Annotated in this window: 19 protein-coding genes; 16 read left to right on the top strand and 3 right to left on the bottom strand. The window is 73.8% G+C overall.

What is annotated here, in order from left to right:
* Positions 1 to 201 precede the first annotated feature (201 nt).
* The 12 genes from ACZ3YL_RS22165 (at position 202) to ACZ3YL_RS22110 (ending at position 12,027) form a co-directional block, all read left to right on the top strand.
* A complete protein-coding gene (locus ACZ3YL_RS22165) occupies positions 202 to 1,071 on the top strand; it encodes a helix-turn-helix transcriptional regulator (RefSeq protein WP_188310005.1) in 870 nt (289 codons plus the stop codon).
* 241 nt (positions 1,072 to 1,312) lie between these two features.
* Positions 1,313 to 2,035: an AAA family ATPase gene (locus ACZ3YL_RS22160; protein ID WP_465659259.1), complete on the top strand. Its 723-nt coding sequence runs from the start codon at positions 1,313 to 1,315 to the stop codon at positions 2,033 to 2,035.
* Positions 2,032 to 2,718 (top strand): HAD family hydrolase, encoded by a 687-nt coding sequence (locus ACZ3YL_RS22155; RefSeq protein WP_188310007.1) that lies wholly within the window; start codon positions 2,032 to 2,034, stop codon positions 2,716 to 2,718. The genes ACZ3YL_RS22160 and ACZ3YL_RS22155 overlap by 4 nt, the downstream gene beginning before the upstream one ends.
* Before the next feature lie 95 nt (positions 2,719 to 2,813).
* Complete coding sequence (locus tag ACZ3YL_RS22150) at positions 2,814 to 3,206, top strand: carboxymuconolactone decarboxylase family protein (protein WP_188310008.1); 393 nt, start codon at positions 2,814 to 2,816, stop codon at positions 3,204 to 3,206.
* Between the two features lie 92 nt (positions 3,207 to 3,298).
* Positions 3,299 to 4,915 (top strand): FAD-dependent monooxygenase, encoded by a 1,617-nt coding sequence (locus ACZ3YL_RS22145; protein ID WP_465659256.1) that lies wholly within the window; start codon positions 3,299 to 3,301, stop codon positions 4,913 to 4,915.
* A gap of 43 nt (positions 4,916 to 4,958) precedes the next feature.
* Positions 4,959 to 6,215 carry an MFS transporter gene (locus ACZ3YL_RS22140; RefSeq protein WP_188310010.1) on the top strand — a complete coding sequence of 419 codons (1,257 nt, stop codon included), beginning with the start codon at positions 4,959 to 4,961 and terminating at the stop codon, positions 6,213 to 6,215.
* Positions 6,216 to 6,333: 118 nt separating this feature from the next.
* On the top strand, positions 6,334 to 7,644 hold the full coding sequence (locus ACZ3YL_RS22135; protein WP_188310011.1) for an amidohydrolase family protein: 1,311 nt from the start codon (positions 6,334 to 6,336) through the stop codon (positions 7,642 to 7,644).
* Positions 7,645 to 7,722: 78 nt separating this feature from the next.
* On the top strand, positions 7,723 to 8,493 hold the full coding sequence (locus ACZ3YL_RS22130; protein WP_188310012.1) for a thioesterase II family protein: 771 nt from the start codon (positions 7,723 to 7,725) through the stop codon (positions 8,491 to 8,493).
* The gene (locus ACZ3YL_RS22125; RefSeq protein WP_188310013.1) at positions 8,490 to 9,530 is read left to right on the top strand and encodes an AvrD family protein; all 1,041 of its coding nucleotides are present in this window, start codon (positions 8,490 to 8,492) and stop codon (positions 9,528 to 9,530) included. Before ACZ3YL_RS22130 ends, ACZ3YL_RS22125 begins: the two co-directional genes overlap by 4 nt.
* Complete coding sequence (locus ACZ3YL_RS22120; protein ID WP_188310014.1) at positions 9,527 to 10,543, top strand: 3-oxoacyl-ACP synthase III family protein; 1,017 nt, start codon at positions 9,527 to 9,529, stop codon at positions 10,541 to 10,543. Before ACZ3YL_RS22125 ends, ACZ3YL_RS22120 begins: the two co-directional genes overlap by 4 nt.
* 92 nt (positions 10,544 to 10,635) lie before the next feature.
* Positions 10,636 to 10,863 carry an acyl carrier protein gene (locus ACZ3YL_RS22115; RefSeq protein WP_188310015.1) on the top strand — a complete coding sequence of 76 codons (228 nt, stop codon included), beginning with the start codon at positions 10,636 to 10,638 and terminating at the stop codon, positions 10,861 to 10,863.
* Between the two features lie 114 nt (positions 10,864 to 10,977).
* Positions 10,978 to 12,027, top strand: coding sequence for a DUF6081 family protein (locus tag ACZ3YL_RS22110; protein WP_465659251.1), 1,050 nt, complete (start codon positions 10,978 to 10,980; stop codon positions 12,025 to 12,027).
* A gap of 92 nt (positions 12,028 to 12,119) precedes the next feature.
* Here the strand turns inward: ACZ3YL_RS22110 and ACZ3YL_RS22105 are convergent, their stop codons facing one another.
* From ACZ3YL_RS22105 to ACZ3YL_RS22095, 3 genes are read right to left on the bottom strand one after another with little or no spacing between them, the layout of a single operon-like run.
* Complete coding sequence (locus ACZ3YL_RS22105; protein ID WP_188310016.1) at positions 12,120 to 13,091, bottom strand: NADPH:quinone oxidoreductase family protein; 972 nt, start codon at positions 13,089 to 13,091, stop codon at positions 12,120 to 12,122.
* Positions 13,088 to 13,873: an SDR family oxidoreductase gene (locus ACZ3YL_RS22100; protein ID WP_465659248.1), complete on the bottom strand. Its 786-nt coding sequence runs from the start codon at positions 13,871 to 13,873 to the stop codon at positions 13,088 to 13,090. Before ACZ3YL_RS22100 ends, ACZ3YL_RS22105 begins: the two co-directional genes overlap by 4 nt.
* Complete coding sequence (locus ACZ3YL_RS22095) at positions 13,870 to 14,628, bottom strand: SDR family oxidoreductase (protein ID WP_465659246.1); 759 nt, start codon at positions 14,626 to 14,628, stop codon at positions 13,870 to 13,872. Before ACZ3YL_RS22095 ends, ACZ3YL_RS22100 begins: the two co-directional genes overlap by 4 nt.
* Positions 14,629 to 14,855: 227 nt before the next feature.
* Between ACZ3YL_RS22095 and ACZ3YL_RS22090 the strand changes: the two genes are divergently transcribed.
* From ACZ3YL_RS22090 to ACZ3YL_RS22075, 4 genes are all read left to right on the top strand, one after another.
* A complete protein-coding gene (locus tag ACZ3YL_RS22090; RefSeq protein WP_465659244.1) occupies positions 14,856 to 15,482 on the top strand; it encodes a TetR/AcrR family transcriptional regulator in 627 nt (208 codons plus the stop codon).
* Between the two features lie 294 nt (positions 15,483 to 15,776).
* Entirely contained in the window at positions 15,777 to 16,073 is a 297-nt protein-coding gene (locus tag ACZ3YL_RS22085; RefSeq protein ID WP_188310019.1) for an ABC transporter permease, read from the top strand.
* A gap of 18 nt (positions 16,074 to 16,091) precedes the next feature.
* The gene (locus ACZ3YL_RS22080; RefSeq protein WP_188310020.1) at positions 16,092 to 16,859 is read left to right on the top strand and encodes a hypothetical protein; all 768 of its coding nucleotides are present in this window, start codon (positions 16,092 to 16,094) and stop codon (positions 16,857 to 16,859) included.
* A 6-nt stretch (positions 16,860 to 16,865) separates the two neighbouring features.
* The gene (locus ACZ3YL_RS22075; RefSeq protein ID WP_188310021.1) at positions 16,866 to 18,254 is read left to right on the top strand and encodes a hypothetical protein; all 1,389 of its coding nucleotides are present in this window, start codon (positions 16,866 to 16,868) and stop codon (positions 18,252 to 18,254) included.
* Positions 18,255 to 18,267: the final 13 nt, after the last annotated feature.

The raw sequence follows: 18,267 nt of genomic DNA, 5'->3' as shown, positions 1-18,267 counted from the left end.
AATCGGCGTAAATCGTCACGGTATTCGCGTGACCGCAGGTGGCGGTCGCTGGGGAATCGTGAAGAAATCGAGCCGAGGATTCCGGATGCGCCGGCAGGGCTGCTTGAGCGCGGAGAGAACCGCAGGTCAGGCAGGTCTTCCCGGTCAAGTCCGGTGCCCCGCTGATGTTTCGGCCGAAAACTCCAGAGTTAGTCTGGTCCTATGGAGAAGGCGATTGACAGTACGCATGCGAGGCACGTTCGACGGACGGAGCTGCGAGACTTCCTGCGGAGCCGCCGCGCCGCGCTCAAACCGGAGGACGTCGGATTACCCTCGGCCGGGTTCCGGCGCACCCCCGGGCTGAGGCGGGAGGAGGTGGCGGTGCTCGCCGGTATCGGGGTCTCCTGGTACACCTGGCTCGAACAGGGGCGGGACATCAAGGTCTCCCCGGACGTCGTGGACGCGGTGAGCCGGGCCCTGCGGCTGGGCGAGCCCGAGCGGGCCCACCTGTACCGGCTGGCCGGGCTCAACTCCCCACTGCCCCGCGACACCCACACCGAGGGGGTCCCGCCGAGGCTCCAGCGGATCGTCGACCGCTGGATGCCGTTCCCGGCCAAACTGGTCGACCGCTACGGCAACATCCCGGTCTTCAACGAGGCCGCCCGCGAGGTGTTCGGGCTGACCGAGGCGAACAACAACCAGGCGGTCCGGTTCTTCCTCGACACCGAGTGGCGCGCCAGGTTCCCGGACACCGAGGCGGTGGCCGGGGAGGTCATCGGATTCCTCCGGGACCAGGCGGCGCGCTACCCGGACGACCACCACTTCATGGACATCGCCCAACGGCTGCGCACCGAGAGCCCGTTGTTCCGCACGTTCTGGGACCGGCACGAGATCAGCCTGGCCACCCGGGCGACCAAGACCGTCCTGCACCCCCGCTGCGGCGCGCTGACCTTCGAGCACACCGCGCTGGACCTGAGCGAGGCGCCGCACCTCAGGCTGCACCTCTACGGGCCGGACGAGCAGACCGCCGCCTCCGCCCCGTTCAAGCTGCTGCTGCGTCAACTCTCCGATCAGGGCCGCGCGGTGGCCTGACCGGACCGCTCCGCCCCACGGGGGCGGGCGGGCGTTCCCCCACGCCCGCCCGCCCCCGTCGTGCTGTCCGGTACCCGGTGCCTGGTGGTGCCACCACCACCATGATCCGACACTGCCACCAGGATCGCGGACGATCTAGCGTCGTCTCCGGGCGAAGGCGGCCCGGCCGGCGGGGAACGCGGGCCGGGCCCGGGGATTCGCCGTCCGACGAGCCGGAAGACCGGTCACAAGGGGGCGCAAGGTGAAGTTGGCAGTCTCGGGTACGTACTCGTCCGGCAAGACGTTCACGGTGATGGCGCTGTCGCATCTGACCGGCATACCGAGGACGCTGGCCAAGACCATGCGGGAGATCCTTCCCGAAGCCCTGCCGGGCAAGGCACTCGCCGAGTGCACCCCGCCGGAGTTCCTCCAGCTGGTGATGCGCCGGCACGTCGAGCGCGCGGTGCACGAGAACCTCCTGGGCGACGGCTTCGTCTCCGACGGGTCCTCGCTGCAGGAGTGGATCTACGGCACGCTGCGGGTCCGGGCGGGCATCAACCCGACCGCCTCCGCCCACCTCCCGGAGGGCGAAGCCGTGGCCCGGACCGCCGAGATGGACTTCTTCGAGCAGGTGATGGTCCAGTACGGCAGCGCCTTCAAGCAGCACGTCGCCAAGACCTACGACACCTTCGTGCACCTGCGCAACGAGCTGCCGATCGTCGCGGACGGCCACCGGCCGATGAACGACCAGTTCCGGCGGCTCTGCGACGAGATGCTGCTGAGCAGCTTCGCCGAGATGGGGATGCCGTACCACGTGATCGGCGGCACGATCGCCGAGCGGCTGCAGCAGATCGTCAAGCTGCTCGACCTGCCGGCGCTGATCCCGGTGGACGAGGCGATCCGACGGGCGAAGGCGGACTACGGCGGGCAGGACCTGCGACTGGAGACCGAGCGGGTCCCCGCCGGAGTGCTGGGGGCGAAGTGAGCGCCACCGGGCGCCGGGCCGCCTTCTTCGACGTCGACGAGACCCTGACCACCGTGGTCAGCATGATCGGCTTCCTCCGGTTCGACCTGGCCGCCCGCGGCCTGCCGGACGCGGCGTTCGACGAGGCGATGGCCCGTCTCGCCGAAGCCCGGGCCAACGGCCGGCGGGAGGAGGCCAACCTGCTGTACTACCGGAACTACGCGGGGCGGCCGGAGGCCGAACTCGCCGAGCTGGGCCGGGAGTGGTTCGCCCGGGAACTCGCCGGCGGCTCGCTCTTCCACCGGCGCGCGCTGGCGGCCTTCCAGGGCCACCGGCGGCAGGGGCACCTGACGGTGCTGGTGTCCGGCTCCTTCCCGCCCTGCCTCGACCCGATCGGCCGTCACCTCGGCGCGGACCTGGTCATCTGCGCCCGGCCCACCGTCGCCGACGGCCGCTACACCGGAGAACTCCCGCACCCGATGATCGGCCGGTACAAGGCGGAGGCGCTCGCCGGGGCCGCCCGGACGCACGGGCTCGACCTCCCGCGCTCCTGGGCGTACGGGGACCACATCTCCGACCTGCCCCTGCTGGAGTCGGTCGGACACCCGGTCGTGGTCGCCAATGCCGACCGGGCGCTGGTGGACCAGGCCCGCGGCCGGGCGTGGACCTGCTGGGCCGACACCCCGGCCCCACTGCCGGCCTGACCCGCGCCGCGCGCGGGCGATCCGCCACCGCGCCCTGTGCCCTGTGCCCCCGTGCCCTGTGCCCCGTTCCCCAACCACTCTCCCGGAGAACAGAGATGACCGAGCACCAGTCCGCCGACCCGCTGCGGAAGGAGGCCGGCGAGGTCTTCCGCCGCCTCGCCGGAGACACCGCCGCCGTGCCCTGGGAGGCGCTGGACGCGACCGCTCCGGCGCTCGCCGAGACCGTCGCCTTCGGCCTGGCCGAGGTGGTCGGCCGTCCCGGCCTCGACCTGCGCACCCGCCAGCTGGTGACGGTCGCCGTCCTGGCCGCCCTCGGCGGCTGCGAGGGCCAACTCGGCTTCCACGTCGGTGGAGCGCTGCGCAACGGCGCCACCGCCGAGGAGGTCGCCGAGACGCTGAGCCAGGTCGCGCTCTACGCCGGGGTGCCCCGGGCGATCAACGCCATGGGCGTCGCGCAGAGCGCCATCGAGAAGTTCCAGGACCGCTGACCGCGGTCACCGAGACGTGCCGGGACCGCCGACCGCGGTCACCGGGTGTTCCAGGACCGCCGACCGCGGCCACCGAGACGGAAGGACCCCACATGCCCGCCGACGAGCAGCCCCCGGCCCAGCCGGGCGCCGGTCGCGACCCCGCCCCGCAGGTGCTGATCGTGGGCGCCGGACCCATCGGCATGGCGCTGGCCTGCGAACTCCTCCAGCAGGACGTGAACGTCAGGCTGATTGACCGTCAGGAGCGGATCGACACCAGCGACCCGCACTCCAAGGCGGTCCTCGTCTGGCCGCGCAACCTGGAGATGCTCCGGCGGATCGGAGTCGCCGACGCCCTCGTCCGGGAGGGCCGGCGGACCACCGGCCTCAGCTACTACTCCGAGGGCCGGCTGCTCGGCACCGCCGACCTCAGCACCCTCGACGACTCGCCGTACCCCTTCATCCTGGCGCTGCCGCAGCGCGACACCGAGCGCGTCCTGCGCGGGCGCCTGGCCGAGCTCGGCGGGGTCGTCGAGCGCGGGGTGGAACTGGTCTCGCTGGACGGTTCCGGGGCCCGCCCGCGGGCCGTGCTCAAGCACTCCGACGGCACCGGCGAGACCGTCGAGCCGCACTGGCTGATCGGCGCGGACGGACCGGCCAGCACCGTGCGGAGCGAACTCGGGATCCGCTTCGACGGCGAGGAGATCGACGTCACCTACGCCATCGGCGACGTACCGCTCTCCGGGGACGTCCCGCCGCTCGGCCAGTACTACTACTGTCGCGACGGCGTCGCCGCGATCGTGCCGCTGAGCAACGGCAGCTACCGCTTCGCCGCCACCACCCCGCACCGGCGCGAGGAGGACGGCAACCCCTCGCGCGAGTTGATCCAGCACATCCTCAGCTCCCGCTCCCGGCGCGACATCCAGGTCGGCACACCGGACTGGACCCGGGCCTTCCGCCCGCGGCTCGGCATCGCCGAGACCTTCAGCAAGGGCCGGTGCTTCCTGGTCGGCGACGCCGCGCACGTGGTGAGCCCGGCCGGCGGCCAGGGCCTCAACGTCGGCCTGATGGACGTCGCCAACCTCGGCTGGAAGCTGGCCGGCGTGGTCAACGGCACCCTGCGGGAGTCGGTCCTGGAGAGCTACGCCCCCGAGCGGCAGGCCGGCACCACCCGGCTCTCGCGCACCTCGGCGGCGCAGGCCCGGTTCGCGCTCCAGCGCAGCGCGGGGCGGATCGCCGTGCGCGACACGCTGTTCACCCTCGCCTGCAAGACCGGGCTGGTCAGCCGGATGGTCGTGCCGCTGCTGAGCCAGGTCGACGTCAGCTACGGCCGGCTCGCCACCGAGCCGATCCTGCTGCGCCACCCGCGGCCGATCGAGCCCGGCCAGCGCGTCCCGATGTTCGTCCCGCCGGAGCCGGACTCGGGCATGCCGACCCTCGACCCCGCGTACTACACCGTGCTGCTCTGGCCCGGGCGGCGCCCGAAGGCCGACTGGGCGCAGCGGGCCCGGTCGCTGAGCGGGAAGCTCGACCCCGGGATCACGGTGCGCGACCTCGCGCGGGTCTCCGGCGGGCCGGCCCGGATCCTCGACCGCACCTTCGGCCGGAACCCCGCCTTCGCGGTGGTCCGCCCCGACGGCCACCTCGCGCTGCTGGCCGGCGCGGACCGCCCCGACCAGGTGCTCCGGTTCCTGCGCGCTGCCCGGCCGGCCAGCTCCGACACCCCCTGACCCCCCGCACACCGTCCTGACGGAAGGACAGGGAAGGACAGCCATGACCCCCCGAACCCCGGCCCACGACACGGAGCCGGCGTCACCCCCCGCCCCGACCGGCCCGGCAGCCGGTCCCGGCGCGGGCATCGACCCCCGCCTGGTGACCCTGTTCGCCTGGGCCTGCGGTCTCGCGGTCGCCAACCTGTACTACGTGCAACCGCTGCTCAACGGGATCGCCGACGCCTTCCGGCTCGGCAGCGGGTCGGCCTCCCTGGTCACCACCGTCGGCCAGCTCGGGTACGCGGCCGGGCTCGCCCTGCTGGTGCCCCTCGGGGACGTCACGGAACGCCGCCGGATCGTCGTGGTGATGCTCACCGTGACGGCCGTCGCCTGCGCCGTCGCCGCGGCCGCGCCCGACTTCGCCGTGCTGGTCGCGGCGATGGCGGTGCTGTCGATGTGCACCGTGGTCGGGCCCATGCTGGTCGCCTTCGCGGCCTCCCTGGCCGGCGCGGAGGAGCGGGGCAAGGTCTCCGGACGGGTGATGAGCGGGCTGCTGCTGGGCATCCTCTTCGCCCGGACCGGCAGCGGGCTGCTCGGCGGCTGGGCCGGCTGGCGGGCGGTGTTCGTCGCCGCCGGGGTGCTCACCCTGCTGCTGGCCGCCGTGTTGAGGCTCCGGCTGCCGAAGGTCGAGCCGGCCGCCCGGCTCCCCTACCCGGCGCTGCTCCGCTCGGTCCTGACCATCCTGCGGGAGGAACCGGTGCTGCGGCGGCGCTGCCTGCTCGGCTTCGTCACCTTCGCCGGGTTCAACGCCTTCTGGGCCTCCGTCGCCTTCCTGCTCGCCCGGCCGCCGTACGACTTCGACGCGGCGCTGATCGGCCTGGTCGGTCTGGTCGGCGCGGTCGGGGCGTACGCGGCCCGGATCGCCGGCCGGTTCGCCGACCGGCGGCTGGACCGTGTGACCACCGGCGTCCTGCTGGCGGTGGTGCTCGCCGGCTGGGGCCTGCTCGCGCTGAACGGAGGGCACTGGCTGGTCGCCCTGCTGCTCGGGGTGGTCCTGCTCGACCTGGGTGTCCAGGGCGTCCAGGTCACCAACCTCAGCGTGATCTACCGGCTGCGGGCCGACGCGCGCAGCCGGATCACCACCGCCTACACCACCACCTACTTCATCGGCGGCTTCGCCGGATCCGCCGCCTCGGGCGCCGCCTACGCGGCGGCGGGCTGGGGCGCGGTGTGCGCGGTGGGAGCCGCGCTGGCCCTGCTGGCCCTGCTGGTGTGGGCGGTCGACGCCCGGGCCGGCGCCGGGTCGGCCGCCGCATGACCGGGGCCGGGGCTCGCCCCGGCCCCCACCGGCCGGACGGACCGATCCGCCCGGCCACCGAACCGAACGACGACGGCCCGACCCCCGGGCCGTCACCGGAGACACTGGGAGAATTGCCTTGACCACTCAGCGGACCCTGGTCCGTGGCGGCTGGATCGTCACGATGGACGCCCAGAACCGCGAATTCCCCACGGGCGACGTGCTCATCGAGGACGGCCGGATCACGGCCGTCGGGACCGACCTCCAGCCGGCCCCCGACACCGAGGTGATCGACGCCTCGGGCACCTTCGTCCTGCCCGGCCTGGTGGACGCCCACCGGCACACCTGGCAGAGCAGCCTCCGGCAGTCCGACTCCGAGGCCTCGATCATGGAGTACGTCGGTCAGACCCTGATCGGCCTCGGCGACAAGGTCCGCCCGGAGGACGTCTACGCGGGCACCTACCTCGGCGCGCTCACCGCGCTCAACGCGGGCATCACCACGGTGCTCGACTGGGCCCACGCGATGAACTCGCCCGAGCACGCCGACGCCGCCGTCCGGGCCCTCCAGGACGCGGGCGTGCGCGCCGTGTTCGGCCACGCCTGGCCGATCGGCTCGAAGCTCGACTTCGCCGCCACCCACCCGCTCGACATCCGCCGCGTCCGCGAGCAGCTGCTCCCCTCGGACGACGGGCTGGTCACCCTCGCGATGGCCGCCAAGGGCCCGGACTACTCCGGCATCGACAACGCGGTCAAGGACTTCGCCCTCGCCCGCGAGCTCGGCGTCCCGATCACCACGCACCTGTCCACCGGCAGCCCCAGCCCCGAGCACCAGGGCGTCCAGCTGCTCCACCAGGCCGGCCTGCTCGGCCCGGACGTCAACCTGGCGCACGTCAACGGCGCCGAGCCCGACGCGCTCAAGCTGCTCGCGGACTCCGGCACCACCGTGTCGATCTGCCCGCAGATCGAGCTCACCATGCCCGGACTGGGCCGCAACGTGGCCGTGCGCCGGCTGCGCACCGCGGGCGTCAACCCCGGTCTCGGCATCGACACCGAGATGGAGTCCAGCGGCGACCTGTTCACCCAGATGCGCTTCGCGCTGGCCGCCGACCGCGCCGACACGCCGGAGGGCGAGCCGGTGCTGCCCGCCCAGGCCGTGCTGCGGATGGCGACCGTCGAGGGCGCCCGCGCCGTCCACCTCGGCGACCGGACGGGCTCCATCGAGCCGGGCAAGGCCGCCGACCTGGTGCTGGTCCGCGCCGACGACATCGACCTGGCTCCGGTCACCACCGCCGCCGAGTCGCTGGTCCTCGCCGCCCACACCGGCAACGTGGACACCGTCCTGGTGGCCGGCCGGGTCGTCAAGCGCGGTGGCCGCCTGCTGGCCGACACCGCCCGGGCCCGTCAGCTGGCCGTCGCCTCGGCCGCCCACCTGCGGGGCACCGAGCAGTGACCGACCGCGTGCCCGCCCCGGCCGGGGCGGGCACGCACCCACCGCCGCCCGCCGTAGCCCGTAGGAGAGGAACAGCCTGTGAGTGCCGACGTCGTCCGTCTCGCCGACGTGCGCGCCGCCCGCGCGACGCCGGCCGCGCGGCCGGTCCGGCTGTTCTGCTTCCACCACGCGGGCGGCAGCACCGCCTCGTTCGCCGGCTGGCAGCGGCGGCTGGGGTCGCGGGTCGAGGTCGTCGCGGTCCGGCTGCCGGAGCGGGACGGGCCCGGCAGCGGACCCCACCGGGACCTCGCCGCGCTCGCCCGGGCCCTGCAGGCGCAGCTCGGTGCGCAGTTGGACGAACCGTACCTGTGCTACGGCCACAGCATGGGCTCGCTGGTCGCGTACCACCTGGTCCGGTTCCTGGCCGCGACCGGGCGCCGGCTGCCGCAACGGCTGCTGGTGGGCGCCCACTCGGCGCCGCACCTGCCGCTCCCGCTGGAGTCGGCGCTGCACCTGGACGACGCCTGGCTCATGCGCCGGCTGGCCGCGTTCGACGGTCTGCCGGAGGCCGTCCGCAGCTGCCCGGACCGGCTCGCCGAGCACCTCGCCCAGGTCCGGGCCGGCCTGGAACTGTGCGAGAGCCGTCGGCACACCGACCTCAGCTACCAACTGCCCTGCCCCATCGACGTCTTCGCCGGTGCCGACGACCCCCTGGTGGCGGTGGCGGACGCGGCCGCCTGGTCCGAGCACTCCATGCGGGGCGGGACCCTCCAGGTGGTCCCCGGCGGGCACTTCTTCCAACGACAGTCCAAGGACGCATTCTTCACGCGGCTCGCAGCCGTGATCGACAACCACGGGGGAGTGAGATGATCGGCACGACACAGACGCCGGGCGCACCGGCCCGCACCACGGTGGACGATTACCTCGGCGCGGGGGAGCGCCGCTTCTTCGGCAGCGGCTACCGCAGGGCGCGGCAGCGGCTGACCGACATCCGGATCAGCTCGCAGGCCGACGGCACCGGTACGGTGCTGGCCCGCGGAGCCGTCGAGTACCCGGCCGACTGGTCCCGCAAGGGCGGCACCGACCAGGCCCCGCACCTGAGCAGCATCGACGCCCTGCTGATCGCGGGGGAGGCCGCCGAACTGCACCTGACGCACACGTTCGGCCTGGGCGCCGAGCAGCGCGGCCGGCTCCGGCTGCGCCGGGTGCGGCTGAAGGCCGGGACCAAGCCGGTGGAGGAGGAGCTGGGGGGCTTCGCCGTCCGCGCCACCGCCGCCCGGCCGTCCGGGCACTCGACCGTGGTGGACTGCCAGGTCGGCGAGTTGCGGGCCCGCCTGGAGGTCGAGCACCCGCAGCTCCCGGCCGGCGCCGCCCGGACCGCCCGCTGCGACTCGCCCGACGTACTGCTCGGGCCGGCCCCGCTGCGGCCCTTCGCCGCCGCGCACCGGAGCAGGGCGCAGACCATCGAGGACCTGCGGGTGGACCTGTCCGCCCGGCGGGCGACCGCCCTGCTCGGCAGCCGCGCGGTGGAGCCGCCGGCCGGCCCGGTGGGCGGGCTGGAGAGCTACAGCCACGGGTCGGTCTCGGTCATCGACGCCTTCGTCGGCGCGATCCAGCTGGGCCAGATCCTGATCTACGGACTGGACGACGTCCCCCGCGCCGAGAGCGACACGCTCTGGATGCGGCAGACCGTGCTGGAGATCGGCGACCCGCACCGGCCGGTGGCCGGCCCGGCGCCGCTGTCCGTGGAACTGGTCGAACCGCGGCTGCTCACCACCAGGGAGGGGGAGGACTGGCGCGTGGTCGACATCGCCGCGGCCTTCGAACACCTCCGGATCCGCTGTGCGGCGACCCACCGGCTGCCGGCCGGCCGGGTCCGCGACGACCGGGCGGAGGTGGCGGTGTGACCAGGGCCGCGGTACTGGAGGGGCTCGGCGCGATGGTGCCGCCGAGGATCGTCTCCAACGACGAGATCGGCGAGCTGGTCGGCAGCGACGACACCTGGATCCGGACCAGGACCGGCATCCGGCAACGGCACTGGGCCGACCCCGGTACGGTCACCGGCGATCTCGCGATCACCGCCGGACAGCGGGCGATGGAGTCCGCCGGGGGCGGTACGGTCGGCCTGGTGGTGCTCGCGACCAGCACCCCCAACCAGCCGATGCCCGCCACCGCACCGGAGATCGCCCACCGGCTGGGCCTCGGCGAGCCCTGGGCGTACGACCTCTCGGCGGCCTGCACCGGCTGGGTCTACGGGATGGCCAACGCCGTCGGCGCGATCTCGGCCGGCCTGGTCGACCGGGCGCTGGTGATCGGGGCCGACATCTGGTCCACCCGGCTGAACCACCGGGACCGGGCCTCGGCGATCATCTTCGGCGACGGGGCCGGCGCGGCGGTGCTGCGGGCCGGTGATCCGGACGAGCCGGGCGCGTTCCGGGGCTTCGACCTCGGCAGCGACGGTGAGCACCACGATCTGGCCCGGCTGGCGGTCGGCGGCTCCCGGCAGCGCTCCCACCGGCAGCCGCCGACGGAGGAGGACAACCTGCTCGCCATGCGCGGCAAGGACCTGTTCTCCCACGCGGTCGAGCGGATGAGCTCCTCCTCGGCGAAGCTGCTGGACCGGATCGGCTGGGAGGTCGGGGACGTCGACTGGTTCGCCGGTCACCAGGCCAACTCCCGGATCCTGTACGCGGTCTCCGACCTGCTGAAGGTGCAGCGCGAGCGGGTCCTGCTGCACATCGACCGGGTGGGCAACACCTCGGCGGCCTCCATTCCGCTGGCGATGACCCACGCCGCCGCGGCCGGGACCTTCGGTGTCGGCGACCGCATCCTCTCCAGCACCTTCGGGGTCGGTCTCAACTGGGGCTCCACCGCCCTGACCTGGCCCGACATCACGGTGGACGGCGTCCTCGGAGACTGAGGCGCAGCTCCCCGGCGCGCCCCCCACCCCATCCGAACGACGTACCGAGGCCGGCCCGGGCAGGGCCGGCCGGCATCGAAAGGCGAGAACCCATGAGCGCAGTGGCCGACCGGATCGTCGGACTCCTGGTGGAGAAGTTCGCGGTGGAGGGCGAGGTCACGCCCGCCACCCGGTTCTCCGACATCGACATCGACTCCCTGGTCATGCTCGAACTCTCCGTCATCCTGGAGCACGAGTACGGCCGACGGATACCGGGCGACGAACTGATGGACGCGGGCAACGCGGACGCGATAGCGGATCTGCTGACGGCCGCCCGCTGAACCCCGCCCGCCGGCCGTACCCCGAACCGCCGGGACCTCACACCCGCGAACAACCCCGAACAACCCCGAACGTCCCCGAACAAGCCCGAGCAACCTCGAAAGGTACCTGCTGCCATGCGCCCGATCAGACGTCTCGTCCGCGCCGCCGCCGCACTGGCCCTGGCCTCCGCGGTCGTCCCGGTCGCGACCTCCCCGGCCCACGCCGCCGGCACGACCACGACCGTCTTCACCGACGACTTCCAGAGCGGTTTCGACACCTCCGCCGCCGGCAAGTGGCAGCTCTGGCCCGCGCCCGGCATGCCGAGCGGTGACGGCATCCCCAGTACGGACGCGAACGGGCTGCACGTGATACCGAGCGGGACCGACCCGGCCACCGGGAACCCGGCCTTCGCCTTCACCACCGCCCAGCAGACCGCCGGCGGTGCCGGCGACCGCGACCACACCAAGTGGCTGACCTTCGCCAACCACAACTCCACGGCGGGCTTCGCCGGTTACGACACCCCGGCCACCGGCAGCTGGACCTGCGACGCCAACCTGTCGGTGACCACCCGCAAGACCGGGGCCAACCCGTTCGGCGTGAACGCCACCGACGCCCAGTCCGACCTCCGGCTCGCCAACGGCGGGATGGTCGTGGCCGACCTGGAGACGGGCGTGCTGATGGACCTCCACGTCACCGACAACACGGTGTACGCCTGGTACGAGCGGCTGCGCTACCCCAACACCACGTACTCGGCCTTCGCCTACGCGGTGCCGGTGGCGACCATCTCCAAGGGCGCGTCCCTGAACTACCGGATCGTGCTGGACGACAGCCGCACCCGTGCGACCTGGATGATCGACGGCATCCCGGTGTACAGCGTGTCCGGCCTCGGCGCCCGCCCGGCCGACCGGTCCCACCTGGTCACCGACCACGGCGGCACCGACCAGGCCGTCGCGCCGCGCCAACTCCTGTGCGGCCTGGGGACGTTCACCATCATGGACGGCGCCGGCCAGGACGGCCGCGGGCTCGTCCGGCTGGACACCACCCCGGGCTACTACTACGCCCCGCTGAGCGGCCGGCCGGCCCCGCAGACCTTCGTCGACCCGAACAGCCGGCCGGGCGACCGGCTCTGGGGCCAGGGCGCGGAGATCTCCTCCTCGTACCTGACCGTCACCACCACCCAGTGATCTCCGGCCCGGCGCACGGCCCGGAACCCGTGCGCCGGGCCGGGACTCCCCGGTCCTCAGCCGCCCATGGCTCCCCGGCCCTTCCCCGGCCCTCAGCCGCCCAGGACGGCGATCCGCCCGGTGCTGCGCCCGTCGGCGACCAGCTGGACGGCCGTCGCGGCCTCGGCCAGTGGCACCCGGGCGCTGATCAGGGGCCGGACGACGCCCTGGTCGGCGAGCTTCGTCAGCTCGTCATGGGCGGCGCGGACGGCCTGCGGGTCGTGGGTGTTGTAGAGGCCCCAGTGCAGGCCGAGGATCGCGTAGTTCTTCACCAGGGCGTGGTTGAGCGCCGGTGCCGGGATCTGCCCGGCCGCGAAGCCGACCACCACGATCCGGCCCTCGAAGGCCACGCACCTGGTGGAGCCGGTGTAGGCGTCGCCGCCGACCGGGTCGAAGACCACGTCCGCGCCGCGCCCGCCGGTGAACTCCTTGACGGCGGCGACGAAGTCCTGGCCGGTCCGGTCCACCACCAGGTCGGCGCCGAGCGCCCGGGCCGCCTCGGCCTTCGCGGGCCCGCCGACCACGGCGACCACCCGGGCCCCAGCGGCCCGGCCGAGCTGGACGGCTGCGCTGCCGACCCCGCCGGCCGCCGCGTGCACCAGCAGGGTCTCCCCGGCCCGCAGCCGGGCCCGGCGGTGCAGGGCGAACCAGGCGGTCTGGTAGCCGATGTGCAGCGCCGCCGCCTCGGCGTCGTCCAGCGCCTCGGGCGCCGGGAAGGCGGCCGCGGCGTCCAGCAGCGCGTACTCGGCGAAGGCGCCGTGCGGCAGCACCGGGTTGCCGATCAGCCGCTCGCCCCGCCGGGGGCCCTCGGCGACCTCGCCGCACAGCTCCACCCCCGGGGTGAACGGCAGCGGCGGGCGGACCTGGTAGTGCCCGCGCACCATCAGGGCGTCCGGGAAGTTCACCGCCGCCGCCCGGACCCGGACCAGCAGCTGCCCCGGGCCCGGCACCGGCCGGGCGACGTCGTCGGCGAGCCGCAGCACGGCGGCCGGCTCACCCAGTTCGTGCACCTGCCAGGCCCTCACAGTGCTCCGCCCTTCTCCAGGTCCTGCTGGAGCCGGTTCATCCCGGCGATCCAGCGCTCCGGTTCGGTGGCCCGGACGCGGTAGTACTCGGCGGTCCCGGGGTGCGGCAGGATCAGGAAGCGCTCCTCGCGCAGCGCGTCCAGCGTCGCCTCGGCGACGTCCTCCGGGTCCAGCGCGGTCGGCGCGAGCAGCGCCTCGCCGACGGCGCCGGTGGAGGCCAGCATGTCGGTGCGCACTCCCTGGGGGCAGAGCGCGTGCACCCGTACGCCGCGGTGGCGGTAGGTGGCGGAGAGCCACTCGGCGAAGGCGAGCGCGCCGTGCTTGCTGACCGCGTACGGGGCCGAGCCGAGCATGGTGAGCAGCCCGGCGGCGGAGACGGTGGCCAGGAAGCGGCCCCGGCCGCGTTCCAGCCAGCGGGGGAGCAGCAGCTCGGCGGCCCGGACGTGGGCCATGACGTTGACCTCCCAGGCGCCCGCCCAGGCCGCGGCCGGTGCGTCGGCGCCGCCGACCGGGGCGACACCCGCGTTGGCGCACCACACGTCGATCTCGCCGAGTTCGGCGCGGGCCCGGTCGACCAGGGCGGCCAGGCCGGTGGCGGAGGCGGCGTCGCCGGGCAGGGCGGTGCCGCCGCAGTCCCGGGCGACCGTGTGGGCGGCCTCGGCGTCCAGGTCGTTGACCACCACCCGGGCGCCGGCCGCGGCGAAGGCCCGGGCCAGCGCGGCGCCGATGCCCCGGCCGGCGCCGGTGACCACCACGCCCTGGCCGGTCAGGTCGGTGGTCACATGCCACCGCCGAGGGTGACCCCGCCGTCCACCACCAGGGTCTGGCCGGTGATCCAGCCGGCCTCGGGGGAGAGCAGGAAGGCGACCGCGCCCGCGACGTCCTCGGGGACGCCGAGCCGGCCCAGCGGGTAGGCCTTGGCGACCTTCTCCTCCCGGCCCTCGTACAGCGCCTCGGCGAACCTGGTCTTCACGACGGCGGGGGCGACGGCGTTGACCCGGATGCCCTGGGGGCCCAGCTCGGCGCCGAGCTCGGTGGTGAGCCGGATCAGCGCGGCCTTGCTGATGCCGTACATGCCGATCCCGAGCGAGGCGCGGATGCCGGCGATCGAGGCGACGTTGACGATCGAGCCGCCGTGCTCGCCCATCCAGGCGGCGTGCGCCCGGCGGGTCCAGGCCAGCGGGCCGAGCACGTTGACGGCGAAGATCTTGGCGGCGGCGGCCTCGTCGGTCTCCAGGACCGGGCCGTACACCGGGTTGATGCCGGTGTTGTTGACAAGGTGGTCGAGGCGTCCGAAGGCCTCCAGGGTGCGGGTGACCGCCTCCTCCTGGTGGGCCGGGTCGTCGGCCTTGCCCGCGACGGCGATCGCGTTGTCCGGGCCGCCCAGGTCGCGGACGGCCTCGGCCAGCGGCTCGGGGTTGCGGGCGGTGAGGCAGACACTGGCGCCGCGGTCGACCAGTTCGCGGGCGATGCCGAGGCCGATGCCGCGGCTCGATCCGGTCACGACGGCCACCCGGCCCTTGAAGGAGTGCACCACGGAGGGTCCTGCCTTTCCGGTCTGCTCTACGTTGCTGCTGCACACTGCTGCTTCGCGCTGCTGCTTCACGTCGCTGCCTCATGCCGCTGCTTCGTGCCGCTGCTTCATGGGCGCTGACTAAGCGCTTGCTCAGCATGCTGTCGGTGCGGGAGCCTGTCAACAGTCCGCCCGGGCCCGCCGGACGGCCGACGGGAAAGCCTGTACGAGTTCTCTGCGAGGATGACGCCATGACCAGCACGCCCATCGCCGACCTCTGGCCGACCCTGCCCGGCGCCGACACCCGCCCCGAGGCGGCGTACCGGCTGCTCCAGGCGGCCGTCGAGTCGTTCGCGGAGCGCGGCTTCCACGCCACCACCACCCGGGACATCGCCACCGCCGCGGGGATGAGCCCCGCCGCGCTGTACATCCACTACCAGTCCAAGGCCGCCCTGCTCGCCGAGATCAGCCGGGCCGGGCACGCCGCCACCCTCGCCCTGGTGCGGGAGGCGGTGGCCGGGGACGGCGGCCCGGCGGAGCGGATGCGTCGGCTGGTCGAGCAGTTCACCGCCTGGCACGCCCGGGCCCGGACCGTCGGCCGGGTGGTCAACTACGAGCTGCACGCCCTGCCCGAGGACGACTACGCGCTGGTCGCGGCGCTGCGCCTGGACATCGAGCGCGAGGTCAGCGTGCTGATCGAGACGGGCGCGGCGGCCGGGGAGTTCGAGGTCTCCGAGGTGCGCACGGCGGCCCGCGCGGTCACCTCGCTGGGCATCGACGTCTCCCGCTGGTACACCGAGCGCTCCTCCGAGACCCCGGAGGAACTCGGCCGCCGCTACGGTGAGTTGGTGCTGCGGATGCTCGGCGCCCGGCTCTGACCGCCGGCCCCTGCGGCCGCCCTTGACCAAACTCCGGGGGTGCGGGCAGACTCGTATACGAAGTACGTGTGCCTCGTAGGCGTACAGCGCCGATGTCGGCGCGTTCCCGGCCCGGTCAACGGACCCCGGCGCGGTTTCCGTCGCCGCGCACCCCCAGCAGTGCCTCCTGCGGCGACCGCGCCCCGACCGGTGGCGCCGACGGGAGCCGACCCCCGACCCGGGCCGACCGGCGGACCGGTCGAGCGCGTGGCGCGTCGGGCGCGGCCCGGACGGAGGGAGAGGGGAGGCGCAACGATGCCTTCCCGGCAGGGAAAGCCCCGGCAAGGAATCCCCCAGCAGAGCTCCAGCCCGGTCCGGCCCCGCTTCTGGCTGGAGACGGCCCTCGGCGGGCTGTCCGGGCTGTTGTTCCTGCTCACCCTGGTGTGGCCGCAGTGGATCGAGACGCTCCTCGGCGTCGATCCGGACGCCGGCAGCGGCGCGGCCGAGTGGCTGGTGGTCGCCCTGGCGGCCGCCGTCACGGCGGCCTGTCTGCTCGGCGCGCGGATCGAGTGGCGCCGGGCGCACCCGGCCGCGGCCCGCGCCGCGCGGTGAGCGGAGAGGAGAGCCGTCATGGAAGACAGGACTCCCACCGCCTCCGAGCAGTTGAAGAGACTCGTCCGGCAAGCTCCGTTGAGCTTCCTGGGCACGGTCACCCGGGTCGGCGGCACCTCACTCGCGGCCTTCCCGGCCGAGGCCCGGAACGAGCGGACCACCGTGGTCAAGGTGAACGAGGTGCTCCACGCTCCGGCCGCCTTCCGGCACCTCGCGGGCAGTGAGGTCACCGTTCAGCTGGCGCCCGAAGCGGATCTGCTGAAGGTCGGCGAGACGGCTGCCTTCTTCACCCAGGGGATGGTCTACGGCGAGAGCCTGGGCCTCGCCGAGGTCGGTCGGCTGCCCGCCGCCGAGGTCGAGCCCCATGTCTCGCTGGCCGCCACCACCGCCGACGAACTGCCGTTCTCCTCGGTGCAGCGCGAGAACCGGGAGGAGGACCTCGCCGCCCATGCCCGGACGGCGCAGGCCGTGGTGGTCGGCACCGTGGTCGCCCTGGAGGATCTCCGGCTGCCGGCGTTCTCCGAGCACGCCCCGCTCTGGTGGCGCGCCACGCTGGAGGTCTCGCACGTCGAGTCCGGCCCGGTCGACGGGCGGACCACCTTCCTCTACCCGCGCAGCGGGGACGTCCGCTGGCGCGCCATCCCCAAGCCGACGGCCGGGCAGCTGGGCCTGTGGCTGCTGCACGCCGCGCCGGCCGACCTGGCGGCGCAGGCCCCGTACCAGCTGAGCGATCCCGACGACTACCAGCCGGCGCAGAACCTCGCCGTGCTGCGGGAACGGAGGTGAGCCGACATGCCCACCATCAAGGTCGTCAACATCACCCCCAAGGCGCAGAGCGGCGACGCGAACCTGGACGGTGAGCCCAACCTCGCCGTCAACCCGGAGAACCCGAAGGAGATGGTCGCGACCGCCTTCACTCCCGACCCGCTGGGCGGGCCGCTCGCCCCGGTCTACGTCTCGACCGACGGCGGGGACACCTGGGTGCTGAACAGCGTCGTCCCGGGCAACTCCCCCGGCACCGGTACCGGGGACATCAGCGTCGGCTTCGCCGCGCAGGGCGGCACGCTCTACACCGGCATCCTCAACGGCCGGACCGACGACCTGCAGATCCTGCGGGCGCCGAACATCGCCTCGACCACCCCGATGACGGTGTTGGCGACCGTGCCCTCGCAGCACACGCCGGACCAGCCGTGGGTGGTCACCGGTGCCGCCGCAGCCAACGGCGGGGGCCAGGACGTCGTGTACGTCGGCAAGAACATCGTCGGCAGCGCGCCCCGGACCGCCGAGGTGGCGGTCTCGGCCGACGCCCGTACGGGTACGGGCGGGTTCGCCGACGTCCAGGTCGACCAGCGTCCCGCCACGGCACCGCAGGACGGGCCGCCGGTCCGGCTCGCCGCCCACCCCGGCGGCAAGGTCGTCTACGCGGCCTTCGAGAACTGGACCGGCTTCGACCAGAACACCCTGGTCGTCACCTTCGACGTCGTGGTGACCCGCGACGACAAGGGCGGGCTCGGTCCGTTCGAGGGCCTCACGGACCAGGCCGGCGACATCGGTCAGCCGGTGGTCAGCGGGCGGACCGTGCCGTTCAACGTGCAGGTGGCGTCGCTGGGCCAGGAGCGGACCGGCGCGGACCTGTCGATCGCGGTCGACCCCGACGACGCCGACAGCGTCTGGATCGCCTGGTGCGACGGCCTCGGCGGCACCGTTCCGACCGACTACGTGCTGCACGTCCGGCACTCGGGCGACGGAGGGAGGACGTGGGCCGCGGCCCGTCAGGACCTCATCAACGCCAAGAACCCCTCGCTGGCGGTCAACTCCGACGGGCTGGTCGGACTGGTCTACCAGCAGCTCGCCAAGAACCAGTGGACGACGGCCCTGGAGCTGACCTCGGACGGCTTCACGACCATGGAGAGCCACGTCCTGCACCAGGCCCCCGGCAACGTGCCGAAGGCTCCGCCGGGCCACCTGCCGTACCTGGGCGACTACATCCGGATGCTCACGATCGGGAAGGACTTCTACGGGGTCTTCGTGGGCAACAACACCCCGGACAGCGCCAACTTCCCGGTCGGCGTGACGTACCAGCGCAACGCCAACTTCACCACCCACCAGCTGTTCGCCCTCGACGGTGTCACCCGGGTGCTGCCGTCCCTCGACCCGTTCTTCTTCCACCGGGCCGCCTGAGCGCCGGTGTCGC

Source organism: Kitasatospora sp. NPDC023176 (genome assembly GCF_055560495.1).
The sequence above is the reverse complement of the archived record's forward strand: the minus strand, read 5'-3'. Positions and strand labels throughout refer to the sequence as shown.

What these genes read in the sequence shown, in the direction of transcription:
- ACZ3YL_RS22145 (WP_465659256.1), top strand. Translation starts at nt 3,299, where the DNA reads ATGCCCGCCGACGAGCAGCCCCCGGCCCAGCCGGGCGCCGGTCGCGAC.
- ACZ3YL_RS22150 (WP_188310008.1), top strand. Translation starts at nt 2,814, where the DNA reads ATGACCGAGCACCAGTCCGCCGACCCGCTGCGGAAGGAGGCCGGCGAG.
- ACZ3YL_RS22110 (WP_465659251.1), top strand. Translation starts at nt 10,978, where the DNA reads ATGCGCCCGATCAGACGTCTCGTCCGCGCCGCCGCCGCACTGGCCCTG.
- ACZ3YL_RS22115 (WP_188310015.1), top strand. Translation starts at nt 10,636, where the DNA reads ATGAGCGCAGTGGCCGACCGGATCGTCGGACTCCTGGTGGAGAAGTTC.
- ACZ3YL_RS22125 (WP_188310013.1), top strand. Translation starts at nt 8,490, where the DNA reads ATGATCGGCACGACACAGACGCCGGGCGCACCGGCCCGCACCACGGTG.
- ACZ3YL_RS22085 (WP_188310019.1), top strand. Translation starts at nt 15,777, where the DNA reads ATGCCTTCCCGGCAGGGAAAGCCCCGGCAAGGAATCCCCCAGCAGAGC.
- ACZ3YL_RS22165 (WP_188310005.1), top strand. Translation starts at nt 202, where the DNA reads ATGGAGAAGGCGATTGACAGTACGCATGCGAGGCACGTTCGACGGACG.
- ACZ3YL_RS22080 (WP_188310020.1), top strand. Translation starts at nt 16,092, where the DNA reads ATGGAAGACAGGACTCCCACCGCCTCCGAGCAGTTGAAGAGACTCGTC.
- ACZ3YL_RS22140 (WP_188310010.1), top strand. Translation starts at nt 4,959, where the DNA reads ATGACCCCCCGAACCCCGGCCCACGACACGGAGCCGGCGTCACCCCCC.
- ACZ3YL_RS22075 (WP_188310021.1), top strand. Translation starts at nt 16,866, where the DNA reads ATGCCCACCATCAAGGTCGTCAACATCACCCCCAAGGCGCAGAGCGGC.
- ACZ3YL_RS22090 (WP_465659244.1), top strand. Translation starts at nt 14,856, where the DNA reads ATGACCAGCACGCCCATCGCCGACCTCTGGCCGACCCTGCCCGGCGCC.